General features: G+C 56.9%; 12 protein-coding genes. 7 read left to right on the top strand and 5 right to left on the bottom strand.

Going from position 1 to position 13,352, the window contains the following annotated elements:
• Nucleotides 1-57: 57 nt before the first annotated feature.
• Nucleotides 58-1,044 carry a Bug family tripartite tricarboxylate transporter substrate binding protein gene (locus V0R37_RS05110; protein WP_420373465.1) on the bottom strand — a complete coding sequence of 329 codons (987 nt, stop codon included), beginning with the start codon at nucleotides 1,042-1,044 and terminating at the stop codon, nucleotides 58-60.
• Nucleotides 1,045-1,306: 262 nt separating this feature from the next.
• Between V0R37_RS05110 and V0R37_RS05115 the strand changes: the two genes are divergently transcribed.
• Together V0R37_RS05115 and V0R37_RS05120 are read left to right on the top strand one after the other, a co-directional pair.
• On the top strand, nucleotides 1,307-2,035 hold the full coding sequence (locus tag V0R37_RS05115; protein ID WP_420373466.1) for a GntR family transcriptional regulator: 729 nt from the start codon (nucleotides 1,307-1,309) through the stop codon (nucleotides 2,033-2,035).
• 104 nt (nucleotides 2,036-2,139) lie between these two features.
• The gene (locus tag V0R37_RS05120; protein ID WP_420373467.1) at nucleotides 2,140-2,859 is read left to right on the top strand and encodes a ferredoxin--NADP reductase; all 720 of its coding nucleotides are present in this window, start codon (nucleotides 2,140-2,142) and stop codon (nucleotides 2,857-2,859) included.
• A 25-nt stretch (nucleotides 2,860-2,884) separates the two neighbouring features.
• Here the strand turns inward: V0R37_RS05120 and V0R37_RS05125 are convergent, their stop codons facing one another.
• Nucleotides 2,885-3,232 (bottom strand): two pore domain potassium channel family protein, encoded by a 348-nt coding sequence (locus V0R37_RS05125; RefSeq protein ID WP_420373468.1) that lies wholly within the window; start codon nucleotides 3,230-3,232, stop codon nucleotides 2,885-2,887.
• A 276-nt stretch (nucleotides 3,233-3,508) separates the two neighbouring features.
• On the opposite strand from V0R37_RS05125, the gene V0R37_RS05130 reads away from it, so the two are divergent.
• The 4 genes from V0R37_RS05130 (at nucleotide 3,509) to V0R37_RS05145 (ending at nucleotide 5,285) form a co-directional block, all read left to right on the top strand.
• Complete coding sequence (locus V0R37_RS05130) at nucleotides 3,509-3,841, top strand: DUF6152 family protein (RefSeq protein WP_420373469.1); 333 nt, start codon at nucleotides 3,509-3,511, stop codon at nucleotides 3,839-3,841.
• Nucleotides 3,842-3,843: 2 nt separating this feature from the next.
• On the top strand, nucleotides 3,844-4,311 hold the full coding sequence (locus tag V0R37_RS05135) for a DUF6644 family protein (RefSeq protein ID WP_420373470.1): 468 nt from the start codon (nucleotides 3,844-3,846) through the stop codon (nucleotides 4,309-4,311).
• A 164-nt stretch (nucleotides 4,312-4,475) separates the two neighbouring features.
• The gene (locus V0R37_RS05140) at nucleotides 4,476-4,871 is read left to right on the top strand and encodes a low affinity iron permease family protein (protein ID WP_420373471.1); all 396 of its coding nucleotides are present in this window, start codon (nucleotides 4,476-4,478) and stop codon (nucleotides 4,869-4,871) included.
• A 144-nt stretch (nucleotides 4,872-5,015) separates the two neighbouring features.
• Nucleotides 5,016-5,285 (top strand): hypothetical protein, encoded by a 270-nt coding sequence (locus V0R37_RS05145; protein ID WP_420373472.1) that lies wholly within the window; start codon nucleotides 5,016-5,018, stop codon nucleotides 5,283-5,285.
• Nucleotide 5,286: 1 nt separating this feature from the next.
• On the opposite strand, the gene V0R37_RS05150 is transcribed toward V0R37_RS05145, so the two are convergent.
• Nucleotides 5,287-7,626 carry a sensor histidine kinase gene (locus tag V0R37_RS05150; RefSeq protein WP_420373473.1) on the bottom strand — a complete coding sequence of 780 codons (2,340 nt, stop codon included), beginning with the start codon at nucleotides 7,624-7,626 and terminating at the stop codon, nucleotides 5,287-5,289.
• A gap of 446 nt (nucleotides 7,627-8,072) precedes the next feature.
• On the opposite strand from V0R37_RS05150, the gene V0R37_RS05155 reads away from it, so the two are divergent.
• Nucleotides 8,073-10,037, top strand: a complete 1,965-nt coding sequence (locus V0R37_RS05155) for a TonB-dependent receptor family protein (RefSeq protein WP_420373474.1) — start codon at nucleotides 8,073-8,075, stop codon at nucleotides 10,035-10,037.
• Nucleotides 10,038-10,093: 56 nt separating this feature from the next.
• Here V0R37_RS05155 and V0R37_RS05160 read toward each other — a convergent pair whose 3' ends face one another.
• Nucleotides 10,094-12,118 carry a TRAP transporter permease gene (locus V0R37_RS05160; protein WP_420373475.1) on the bottom strand — a complete coding sequence of 675 codons (2,025 nt, stop codon included), beginning with the start codon at nucleotides 12,116-12,118 and terminating at the stop codon, nucleotides 10,094-10,096.
• A 110-nt stretch (nucleotides 12,119-12,228) separates the two neighbouring features.
• Nucleotides 12,229-13,191, bottom strand: a complete 963-nt coding sequence (locus V0R37_RS05165; RefSeq protein ID WP_420373476.1) for a TAXI family TRAP transporter solute-binding subunit — start codon at nucleotides 13,189-13,191, stop codon at nucleotides 12,229-12,231.
• Nucleotides 13,192-13,352: the final 161 nt, after the last annotated feature.

A 13,352-nucleotide genomic window follows, 5' to 3' on the forward strand; every position in this document is an offset into this window, starting at 1 on the left:
TGATGAGGTTTGGAAGGATATTGGTGTGGCAATGCGGTTTAGCGGGTGCCGCGGCGTTCAGTCGGTTTTGATGCCGGCGGTTTTTACAACCCGCCCCCATTTCTGAATTTCTTTCTGGATGTATGCGGCAAGTTGCTCGGGACTGCTGCCTATGGTGGTCAGCCCCTGGACGCTAAGTTTTTTCTTGACCTCGGCATCGGCCAAGGCTTTGACCATCTCCGCATTCAGGCGGGAAACGATTTCCGCGGGGGTTCCCGCCGGGGCCAGGAACGCGAACCATGTGCTGACCTCGAACTCAGGCAATCCGGCTTCGGCGACGGTTGGAAGATCCGGGATCAGGGAGGAGCGGCGAGAGCTTGTGATCGCAAGAGGGCGCAGTTTTCCCGCTTTGATGTGCGGCATCGCCGTATTGATGTTATCGAACATCAGGTTGACTTGGCCGCCCACCAAATCCACCATGCCCGGCGCGCTGCCTTTGTAGGGCACATGCAGCCAATTGACATGGGCAAGCGATTTAAAAAGCTCCGCGGCAAGATGTTGCGATGTGCCATTGCCGCCCGACGCATAGCTGAGCGAAGAGCCGGCCTCCGATTTGGAGTATTTGATCAGCTCTGCCAGGCTTTGGGCCGGCACCGTGGAATTGGCCACCAATACCAGCGGCACATCGGCGGCAAGCGTGATGGGCGCAAAGCTTGTCCGCGGATCGTAGGGCAGTTTCGAGAAAATGTTGGGGTTGACGGCGAGAGTGCTGATGGTGCCAAACAGCAAGGTATAGCCGTCTGCCTGCGCCCTGGCAACCGCCTCCGTGCCAATGATGCCCGATCCGCCTGGACGATTCTCCACTATTACGGATTGCCCCATGCTTTCGGTCATCTTCTGCGCCACCACCCTTGCCAGGATGTCCGACGCGCCCCCAGGCGAAAAGGGAACGATTATCCTGACCGGGCGGGAGGGGTAATCCTGGGCGCTGACGACTTGCGGCAGCACCAAGGCCAGTGTGGTAACGACAAGAAAAGTCGCGCTTCTGAATAGTCCGGCAAACATAAATGTGTCTCCTCAATTAGCCCGCCTTCGACCGAAGGAGGCTTGGCTATCCTGGTTGCTTATCTTTTTTCCGGGAAGGTGAACCAGGTTGAAGGGAGTCTAAAACTGCACTCAAAGATTGTCAACAATATATTTGCCAATATTTTTGGGAATCGCGTTACTATTGAAACAGGCGTTCTTGATCGCTTGGTCCTAGGGCGAAGAGCTATCGTAGAATGTCGAAGCGCTTCCGCTTCCATCCATCGCTAACTAGAATTTGCTCATGAATTTGCCAGCAACAGATTTTTCGGTCGGCCGGGCGCACGATATGGTGCCTGGCGAAGTGCAGCAAGTTGTCGGTGCGCTGGAAATTGAAATTGTTCTGGGGCGGCTGCTGCCGCGCGAGCGTTTGGTCGAGGAAGAGCTGGCTGTGCGCTTCCAGGTCAAACGGCACATTATCCGGCAGGCGCTGATCGAACTGGAGCGCATCGGGATGGTAGACCGCAAGCGCAATCGCGGCGCGGCAGTGCGTGATTTCATGCCGGGCGAGGTTAACGACCTGTATTCGGTGCGAGAGATTCTGGAAACATCCGCTGTCGCCAGGATGTCCATGCCGCCGAATCAGCAATGGATAGACGAACTTGTCAATTTGCAGCGCAAGCACGATGAAGCGATCAGTCAGGGCGATCCGATAGGCGTTTTTCACGCCAACAATGCATTTCACCGCTGGCTGTTCTCTTTGTGCGAGAACGCGTACCTTTCTACGGCAATCGAGGATTTCGCACAAAAGGCGCATGTCATACGCTCGTATTCGGTCTTAAAGCCAGAATATGCGATCAAGGCTCGTGAAGAGCACTGGGCAATGATTGATGCGCTCAAGGCCGGCGATCCTGGAAGGCTGGCGGCATTGTGCGGCCAGCATTTGAATATATCGAAAGCGCCGTATATCGATGCCTGGAGAGCCCGGCTTCCAAGAGGCACAAGTGAGGACAGTGCGCGATCGGCAACCTGACGGTTGAAAGGCGCATAGCCTGGATTCCGTTGTCTCGGCTATGGGAACGCCGGAATCCCTCATGACATCTAATCCGTTGAAGCCACCTTCAAGCGGAATGAGCCATGACCCATATTGCGCAGCTGAAATCGAAACGCACGGTAGCAGAAAGCACGACTGCATTTTATTTTTCCCGGCCTGAGGGTTTCACTTTCAAGCCGGGCCAGGCGGTCGACCTGATCTTGCCCGACCCGAAGCATCCGGGGGCCGAGGGCGAGCGCCATGCATTCTCGCTGGTCGGCGCGCCCTTCCAGGATGAGCTTTGTATAACGACGCGGATGCGCGACACGGTTTATAAGCGCCGGCTGGATGCGCTGAGCCTGGGCGCGTCGGTCCAGATAGATGGCCCTTTCGGCTCCCTGGCCTTGCATGGCAGATCCGCGCGGGCGGCGGTCTTTATTGCCGGCGGAATAGGCATTACGCCATTCATGAGCATGCTGCGGCAGGCCGCGCACGAAGCCCTGCCGCATCAAATACTGTTGCTGTATTCGAATCGGCGGCCCGAAGATGCCGCCTTTCTTGGCGAGCTGCAAGAGCTGGAGCGGAAAAATGCCCGCTTCCGGCTGATGGCCACCATGACGCAGGCGTCGAAGTCAGCGCAAGCCTGGACGGGCGAGCAGGCCATGGTAAGCGGCGAATTGATCAAGCGTGAAATTACCGGCCTGGCCGACCCGATATTCTACGTTGTGGGGCCGCCCGCCATGGTGGAAGCCTTGAAGGGGGCCTTGAACCAGGCAGGTATCGATGAAGACGATATACGCAGCGAAGAATTCTACGGCTATTAAGGGACGCCGGCAGAAAAGCATTGTCTTAGTCGTTGTCGCCATCCAGGTGGAATTTATGGATCAGGCGATGCGCGAGCGGTGCCAGCACCAGGCCTAGCGTGCCGACGAACACCAGCCCGACAAGAATGCTGTACAGGGCGAAGAACAGTTTTCCCGCTATGGTGGCGGGCATGACGAATGGACCTATGCCTGCCAATATCAGCGATATGTTCAATATTGCGTCGTGCCAATGTATGGGCTCCAACCATAGGTGACCCATGACTCCCACCGCCAGTGTAATCCCCACGACGATCGCGGCCAGTCCTAGATGCCTTAATACGCGTAGAGTGAAATGGCTTCGGGCCAACAGAGGCTCATTCTTGGATTCATACATGTTTTCGCTCCTTTATGCCGCGCTGTTGCCGTCGCGGTACCGCCAGTCCATGGCATGCCGGCCAAGCAAGTTGGCGTAATCCTAGCCCAAACCGAGGAAAGCCGCTGGTCGCGCCATGCCGCTCGAAACCTGCGGCATAGTCAACACGGGCTTCGGGCATGGACATCTTTTCAAGGGAGGTGGAGAATAGGCTGCTGTTCCTGACTGATAACGGGGGGTACCATGCCTTATCGATTTCTAGCCTGGCCCGCGCTTGGGCTGGCAGCCGGCTTGTTCATGAATAGCGCATACGGGCATCACGGCTGGTCGTGGGCGGACACCGAGCAGATACAACTTACCGGTGTCGTGCAAGCTGTGCGGATGGCGCCGCCACATCCGCGGCTGGATGTTGAAACGGCCAGCGACGGCGTCTGGCGGGTGGAACTGGCAAATCCATCCCAGACCCGGAAGGCTGGGTTTATCGAGGGATCGGCCAAGGCGGGCGACCGCATTTCAGCAACAGGCAATCGGTCAAAAGACCATGCGGAAAGGCGCATGAAGGCGGTACAGATCACAGTGGACGGCAAGACCTACGACCTGTATCCAGAACGCATACAGAAGGCACGCTGAACGTGCTGCTTCAATGGCTGGAGAATCTGACGCCCGCGGTGTGGCTGCGGCATTCGGAGATGGCCTACTTGCTGGTCAACGCCGCGCACATTGCATCGCTGGGCATGCTGGTGGGAACCATCGTATCCCTGGATCTGTTGTTGCTGGGCATTTATCGGGGGCCGCCCTTGAACCAGATCGCGCCCTTCCTGTCGCGAATGGCCGCCACAGGCCTTGCGCTTGCGATTGCTACGGGCTTGTGGCTGTTTTCAGTAAAGGCCACTGAGTATGCCGGGAATCCGGCATTTCTGGCAAAGATCTGTTTGGTGATCCTTGGCGCGGCCAATGCCTTGTGGTTGCATGCAAGCAAGTATTGGCGCGAAGGACTTGAATTTCCCAGGATGCCAACGCCCGTGCGTGCGCATGCCGCAGCTTCCCTGCTGATCTGGCTGGGTGCGGTCGTGGCGGGAAGATGGATAGGTTTTCTGTAGCCAGCTCTTCGATCGTGCCAAAGCCACAGTGACTCGCTATTCAGCATAGGGAAGACTCTTTGTGCGGCGTCCCGGCATGAAAATTGCTAGGGCAGCATGGCAAGTGGCAACGAAGGAGATCGCAGGATATGGGCCGCAGAAATACACATGCATACCCGGAGAGCATGAATATGGACGAGAGCCGGAACGACAGCCCGCATCACAAGATACTGCACGTGTTCGATCAATGCGCTTCGCATGTGACCAAGTGGGCGGGATCGCCCATGGCTTTCAGCCTGGCTTTTCTCGTGGTGCTGGGATGGGCCATAAGCGGGCCGCTATTTGATTATTCGGAAACCTGGCAGTTGGTCATCAATACCGGTACGACGATCGTAACTTTTCTTATGGTTTTCCTGATACAGCAGAGCCAGAACAAGGACAGCCAGGCGGTGCACCTGAAACTTGATGAACTGCTTCAATCCATCAAGGAGGCGCGCGACGAAATGATAGATATCGAGGATTTATCCGAAGAAGAGCTTCAGAAGCTGGCGGAGCAGTTCAAGCGAAAGGGGACGCTATAGCCGCCGGCCGCAAGGGCGATCTCCGGTATGCAGCCTCAGCGCCGTTGTGGCGTCGGATGGGCAGTGGGAATGGTGCTTGCTGCCGTCTGCTGTATTGCTCTCATTAAACCGGTAGATTTACCGCAAGCCGACGCGAGGTCAACCATGGCGACGAAGAACGACAAAGCGGCCCCAGATATCATGGCCGAGTCATACCGCAAGGAAACCACCCAGAAAGAGCGGGACAAAAACACGAAAGCACTAAAAGAAGGGCAACGTTCGCTGGTAAACGCGCCCGTCGACCCCAATTCCCCGACGACACGCATTAATTTCCCGCCGGGAGTGGAGCCCGAGGATGTCTCGGATCCGGGGAGAGCGACGCCTGGCGCGCCGCCGGTACAGAATCAGTCTGGCAAGGGCGTTGGCCGTAAATAAGTCAATGGGCGGGCCCGCCGTTTGACAATGCCATCGACTCTATTCGTTCCAGATCAAGGATATGCAAAGCATTCCAGATGTCATCAAAGAAGCGTGCATAACGGGGATGATTTTTGGCCTGGATGCGTAGCCAGTCCTCGATATCGCTAAGCTGCCCGTTACGCGCAAGCTTAGCCAAATCCATGCGAATTTCGGCTGGGGGCACCTGAGTTTCGTCCGCTATGCCGAGACCGCCGCCGACTTGCCCGGACATAGCGGCTTGGGGAGGACCCGACCAAGTGATCGTTTCCGCGTCCATGGCTTCCACCCGAACCTGGAAGCTGAATTGGCTCCCCATCCCAGCTACGCTTTTTACCGTCAGCTTTCCGCCCATATTTTCGACAATGCGTTGAGCGATATACAAGCCAAGCCCTGCGCTGCCTGGGTGGATCTCTTCCTGCTCGAATGCACCGAAAATAAGGGACTGTTTTCCTGGATCGATTCCGCGTCCCGTATCGGATACGGTAAATGTCAATAGCCACTCCGATTGATCCGGATCCGCATGGACAGCCAGGCGGATATAGCCATTGCGGGTGAACTTGGCCGCGTTGGAAATCAGGTTCAGCAGGACCTGTTGCAGGCGCTGATTATCCAATACGGCGTTGGCGGGTATAGGGTTCTCAGTCTCTATCTGGAACTGGTTGTTTTGCTGAGAGCAGAGACTAAGGGCGTACTGCAGGATATCATCCAGAGTCTGAGCCATATCGGTTGGGGCTGGCTGTAGCTCGAGCGGCTTGAGTTCGCTCTTGGCATATTCAAGCAATTCGTCGATCAGCTTCAATTGGTACTGGGCGCTACGCTCTATAGCTCTGACGTTACGGTCCTGTTCGGCTGCCATGGTGTCTCCCAGCAAACGGGTGTAGCCGACGATGGTTGCGGCGGGTGCGCGCAGATCATGTCCTATGTAGCCCAAAGTTTCGGTTTTCTGACGGTTTTTTTCCTCGGCATACTGCAAGGCCTTATGCAACTCTCGAGTCTTTAAGGCGATTTGTTCTTTCAAGCGCTCCTGCTCCTGGGCCTGCCAATCGATAAGAGTGTCATGCGCCGCCTGACGCTGCTTTCCTATCAGTACTATCCATGCCGTCAGCACCGCCAGATTGATCGCCAGGCCGCCCAGCGCAATGACTGGATTGGTGCCTGGATTGCCAAGGCCTATATCGGTGACGAACTGAGGCAGGAAGCCCAGCCGCTCGGCCGTACGCAACGAGGAATGGAAGAAGATGAACAGGCCGGTCAATAACATCAGCCGTCCGGTGGGGGCGGCATTTTTGAGCAACATAAATGCGGCGACGGGCATGCTGAGGCCGAAAAGAAGGGATGTGAACAACCCAAGGTGAGCCGCAAAGTGTGGATTAAAGAGCAGTCCCATGGCAGACACGGCCAGTTCGAGGGCGGCCAGCGCCATGAAATAAGGGCGGGCAGGCCAATGGATTTTTTCGCTCCTGGCCATAATAAGAACGAAAGCCATGAACACGGACAGCGAAAGATGACCCAGGACAATGGGGCTGCGGTGGGCCCATTCCACCGTTTCTGGCCAAAGGTATAGCTTGGTATAGTTGCGTATCGACGCTTCGTACAGTGCGATGATTACGCACAAGGCAGACAGTACGATGAACCGGAAGCTGGGGGATAGAAAGCCGATCAGCAGGGCACACCATGCCAGCGAAAGCAGACCGCCAAACAACACGCCGTCCCATAGGGTCGTACGATCAACGGCGCTCTGAAATGAAGCCTCGGAGTAGATCATGGGGTGCAGATGAATTGCTGCGGTCGATTCCAGGCGAATGAGTATGTGATTTCGTTCGCCTGGCTTCAATGGCAAAGCAAGCGCCTGCATATGCAGGAGGTTTTGATCCTGTTTCGATAATGGAACTTTTTGTCCGGTCGCAACGTGGCGCCAGCTCGTGCCGCTCTTTATGTAGTAATCCAGGCGGGCCAGCGCCGGCATGCCCGGCCATAGCCGAAAGGATTGATGTTGTGCCTGGCCGTTGACGATTTCCATGCTTAACCACCATGCCGATCTGGTATATCCGATCTGCAAGGCCTTGGCCGTCCCAGGTTGGAAGCCGAGAGGATCATCAAGGGGCAGCAGGGCGGCTTGATCAATGGTCATGGTCCCGCTAGCGTCTTCGTACACTTGCACGTGGTTCGAAAGCGGAATGGGCCAGCTATCGTTGTCTTGCAAGAGTAGGGGCTTGCCCTGGCAAAGAGATACCCAGGCGGATACAACGAGTGCCAGGAACAGCCGTGATATATAAATACGGGTCATGGTTGCGAAAGTTACGCTGTTTGGCTCAGCCATTGCAACGAAATGAATCGTGTTTCATGCTGAAAGCCGGTCAAGAATAGTAAATTTTTCTTTTTATGCCATTTTGTGACTCTACACTCCCAAAATTCCGCATATCGCTGGTCGACGACAGTCCGGCAACTGCAGTGGTTTCGATCAGCAGATCGTACTGGAGAATACCGACCTTACCGCAGGAGGCCTTGACCAGGCCGCACTTATTGCTTCATTGATCGACAGTGGCAAGCTGGCGGTTACAGAGATGAGCTTTAGTTGGGCGCCGCCGTTGGCGGCGTCCTTTTTTCGCCAGCCGCTGAATTTCTTTCACTATGCATAAACGACGTATCGATTTATTCTCTACGGCAGTCCTTGCTTGTTTTTCTCTTTTGCCCGGCATAGCGCATTCGGGCGCTGACGATGCCCATAGTCTGGAAGCCATCCGTATAAAAGGCAATGTGTCAGGCTTGGAACGGGATATTGATACGGCCAGAGCCGAGCTTGGAGGCATTGCGGGTAATGTTTCCGTCATTCCCGCCGATAAATATCAAGAAGGCGTGGTGCTGGGTTTGCAAGAAGCCTTTGCAGGTGTCCCCGGCGTCTATGTCCGGAATCCATCGGGTCAGGTAAGCGCACGGCTGTCGATACGTGGATCGGGGATTTCGGCGCCCAGCGGCTTGCGTGGAATCCGTTTGTTGCGCGACGGTCTTCCGCTGGGCCGCACCGATGACCTCGGAGATACCATTTATGCCGATCCGGCCGGCGCCAACTATATCGAACTGTATCGCGGCGCCAATTCGCTTCAATATGGCGCGGCCACACTGGGCGGAGCCATCAATCTGGTCTCGCCCACCGGCTACACGCATCCAGGTGCGGAATGGCGTATGGAAGGTGGACCGGATGGTTATTTGAAGGGGCAGGTTCGAGCCGGACAATCATTCGGCAATGGACTGGACGCCTATGCTTCCATCAGCAGTGCGCGAACCAACGGTTACCGTGAAAATTCGGGGCACACCGTAACGCGATTCTATGGAAACCTGGGGTATCGGTTTGATGCGCGATCTCAAGGCCGTTTGCATGTGACTAGCGAGCATTATCGGGTCCAGATGCCCGGGCCTTTGACTCTAGGCCAGTTGCTGGAAGATCCGTCCGCGGCAAACCCCGACAATTTGCGGTCCGATTCCCATATCAGGACAGCGCCCCGTTGGCATGTGGCATATCAGCATGATTGGCGTGTGGGCGATGCGGACAAGCTATCGATGGGTGTGTTCCATACCGGTACGAAGTTTGTTTCTCCGGCGGCGAGCAGAGTTACCCATTACGACGCCAGGGATTATGGAGCTTCCTTGCGCCACGAAATCAATCGTGAACGTGACGGCCGCAAGCATCGTTTTGTATGGGGCGCCAATTATGGACGGGGCTCCAGCGAGAACCAGGTTTTTTTACCCGACGATTGGCCCAGATCGCCTTACTTGCCCGCTCCAGGCTCTGAAGTGGTATCGATCGGCGCCAGGCGAAGTTCATTCGAGCTGTTTGCGGAAAACAGCCTTGGCATCAGCTCCGATGTTGCGTTGATTGTGGGCGCTCAAGCGGCATGGGCGGAGCGCCGCACGGCGAATAAAGTATCGCCTGTCGCGGCGTCGTTTTTTGCGGACGGAAGCGGTTCCGACCGCTACTTCGGCTTTAGTCCCAAGCTGGGCCTGCTATGGGATGTCCGGCCGCAGGCACAGGTCTTCGCCAATATCAGCCGAAGCTTCGAGCCGCCCAACAGCTTGGCGTTTTACACACAGGAAGGCAATCTGGAGGCGCAGCGGGCAACGACGCTGGAATTGGGTACCCGGGGCGGGGGGAAGGATTTTGGATGGGATGCGGCCGTTTATCATGCCTGGATCAGGAATGAGTTGGTGGAGTTTCCCTTGGCAGCTTATCCGGGAGCCGTCCTGGCGCGCAACGCTGACCGCACTCGGCATATGGGGCTGGAACTTGGGCTGCATGGAACGCTGCCGCTGGCCCGTGTGCCTGGCGGCCTGGAATGGGATATTGCATATACGTGGAACCATTTCCGCTTCGACGGCGATGCGACTTACGGCAACAATGCATTGCCCGGCATTCCACAGCATGTCGCCCGTTTTGGTTTGGTGTATCGTCATCCCCAAGGCTTCTACGGGGGGCCCAGCATCGAGCTGGCTTCTTCCTCGGACGTGGACCAGGCCAATACGTTGAAGGCGCCGGGTTATGGCCTGGTCAATTTCACCCTGGGTTACAAAGATCCCGGGGAGCGCTATCGGATATTTATCGATGCGCGCAACCTGACAAACAAATATTACGTGGCCACAACGGATTATGTCGTGAACGCTGGTTCGCGCGACAGGGCGGTTTTTTATCCCGGACAGACTCGCGCTGTATACATAGGGTTCCAAGCCAATTGGTAGCACGGCATGCTCCGATATGGTCGTTCGCATGCCGCCTACAGCCGATGTTATACCTATCAAGGCGCCGCAAGCGTTCCCTTGCGCCAATGCAGTCCCAACGCGATCAGAATCAGGACGAAACCTATCGTATTGGCTATGGGGCCCGGATAGACCAGGGCGAAGCCGGCGATGATCAACAGCGCGCGCTCCGGGGTAGTGGCGCGCCGGCGCAGCCAGCCCTGGAACCCGACCGCCAGTGCAAAGATCCCCGCCGCCGCCGTCACCGTGACCTGTAGGATTTCCAGCCAGTTTGCCGCCGCCAGCGCCTTGGTCGATCCCATCAGAAGCAAGCTTTGCCCGCTGGGGTCCAGCACGAAAATGAAGGGCACCAGAAAGGCGGGTATGGTGTACTTCCAGCATTGCATGGTGGTCTTGTAGGGGTCGCCGCCGGTGATGGCCGAGGCGGCGAACGGCGACAAGGCTGTCGGGGGCGAAACCTCGGACAGCACGGCGTAATAAAAAATGAACATGTGGGCCGCGAAATCCGGCACGCCAAGCTTGATCAGGGCCGGTGCGGTGATGACCGCGCAAATGATGTACGAGGCGGTTACGGGTACGGCCAGGCCGATGATCCAGACCACCAGGGCGGTGTAGACGGCCGTGAGCAGCAGCGATCCGCCGGCGTAGTCGATGACGATGCCGCTGAATTTCAGGCCCAGGCCGGTCAGCGTCACCACGCCGACGATGATGCCCGCGCCCGCGCAAGTGGCGCCCACGCTAAGCATGCCGACCGAGCCGGCCCGCAATGCCTGAATCAGCGGAGACTGAAAGAAGGTTTCAGACAGGTTTCCCTTACCCCGGAAGAAGTCGTAGGAAATCATGGCGGTATCTGGCCGCAGGAAGCTGGTCAGGCAGGAGACGATGGTGGCCCAGAACACCGACATGACCGGCGAGAACCCCCACATCATGAAGGCAACGATAGAGATCAGCGAAAGGAAATGGAACCAGTAGTGCCTTGTCAAATTCCAGACTGTGTCGACTTTCTTGAAGATGATGTTGCCCATGCCGTACTTGCGCACATCGATCTGCACCATCAGGAACAGGGCAAGATAGAACAGCAGGGTCGGTATGACTGCCATCAACAACACGTCCAGATACGATATCTTCAGGAACTCGGCGATGATGAAGGCGGCCGCGCCCATGACGGGGGGGGAGATGATGGCGCCCAGTCCTCCCGCCGCCAGTAGCCCGCCAGCCGCATTGCGCTCATAGCCCACCTTGGCCAGCATGGGCCAGGCTACGGTGCCCAGCGTAACCGTGGTGGCAACGCCCGACCCGGATGGGCCGCCCAATAGGAAGGAGGCCAAGACGACAGTGCGGCCGGCGCCCGCGGGCTTGCCGCCCATGGCCGAAAAAGAAAAGTCGATGTAGAACTTGCCCGCGCCGGAGAATTGCAGGAAGGCGCCGAAAATCGTGAACAGGATGATCAGCGAGGAGGATACGTCGACGGCCACGCCGTAGATGCCCTCTAGCGTCATGTACATGAAGCCGACGACGCGGCCGATGTCATAGCCCTTATGGGTCCAGGGATGCGGCAGGTAAGCCCCCAGGAATGCATACAAGAGGAAGCAGATCGATATGACGGGCAGTATCCAGCCTATCGTGCGGCGCATGGCTTCAAGCACCAGCAGGATAAGCGCCACGCCGAAAAATATATCCCACGCATTGGGCATGGTATTGCGGTCGGTGAAGTCGTCGCCGCCCATGATCAGGTAAACGACGATGGCGATGGCCAGCAGGGAGACCAGCCAATCCCACCACATGATGCGGTGGCGGAAGCGCTTGCTGACGGGAAATATCAGGAAGGACAGGAATAGGACGAAGCCGACATGCACGGGCCGCAAGGTCTGCGTGGGCACGATGGCATAGGCCGCGTACATATGGAACAGCGACATGATGATGGCGGCGGCCGAGAGGAATATCCCCAACCATCCGCCCATGCGGTTGGCCGCGCCCTCTTCCTCTTCTATGTATTGTTCCGCCTTGTGCAAGGCCTCTTCGCTGACCGCGTTGTTCGGATCCGATTCAATGGGTTCGCTCATGCTTGGGGTCTCGTTAAATGTGTCCGGCATCTATGTGCCTTGCTGTGCCACGGAGGCGAGCCAAAAGAAAAACCCCAACCGCGCGCGGGTTGGGGTAGTGGGTTGGGGGCTTAATTGAGTTTGGCGCCGCGCTCTGTGAAATACTTGATGGCGCCTGGGTGGAAGGGTATGGGCGAAGCCGCCGCCTTCTGGTTTTCAAGCTTGAATTCGGCCGTGTCCTTGTGTACCGCAATCAGGTCGTCGCGGCTTTCAAAAATGGTCTTGACGATGTTGTAGGCGGTTTGGTCGCTCATTTTTTCGTTGGCAACCAGGATGTTCATGACCGTTGCCTGCTTGTTGTCGGCATCCATGCCGCGATAGGTGGATTTTGGTATGGTGTCCTGGACATAAAGATTGCCGTACTTTTTATTCATGGCCGGAACCAGATCGGCATTGTCTATCATCTTGATTTTCGTGCCCGGTGTATTGGCAAGGTCGGTGACGGCCGCAGTGGGCAATCCGCCCACCCAGAAGAAGGCATCGATCTTGTTGTCTTTTACGCCATTGACCGACTCGGCCACGCTAAGGCGTTCGCGTTGAACGTCCTTGTCTTTGTCCAGGCCGGCGGCTTCCAGCATGCGGAAGGCCATGACTTCCGTGGCGCTGCCCGGCGAGCCCGTGGAGATGTGCTTGCCCTTCAGGTCGGCCATGGTCTTGATGCCGCGCCCTTCCACCGTGACCACATGCATGCGGTTCGGATACAGGATCATCAGGGTGCGCAACGGCACCTTATGGCCTTTGAATTTGTTTTCGCCCTTATAGGCATCCTGGCCGGCGTCGGCCATGGACAGCCCGATGTAGGACGCATCGCCGTCTATGAGCTTCAGGTTGTCGACCGAACCGCCGGTGACTTCGGCGGTTGCTTCCATGCCGGGCACCTTCTTGGACAATACCGAGGCGATGCCGCCGCCGATGGGGTAGTAGACGCCACCGGTGCCGCCGGTCGCGATGGAGATGTTCTCTGCCATGGACGGTTGTATGGCCGCCAGCGAAAAGCACAACATAAAGGCAAACTGCTTTATTGAAGTCTTCATAGTGTCTCCTAGAACGCTGCTGTTGATGTTGCGCTGTTGCGCGCAACAATTCTTATACGAGTTATACGAGCAATCCGATGCAAGCTGGAGTGGGGCTTCCTCAGGGTTTAACCCGCAGGGCTTGCCGCGTCAATTGGAGTTTGTATGGTGGGTGGACTTCG

It is taken from the genome of Pollutimonas rozaliensis, assembly GCF_048751585.1.
Classification (GTDB): domain Bacteria; phylum Pseudomonadota; class Gammaproteobacteria; order Burkholderiales; family Burkholderiaceae_B.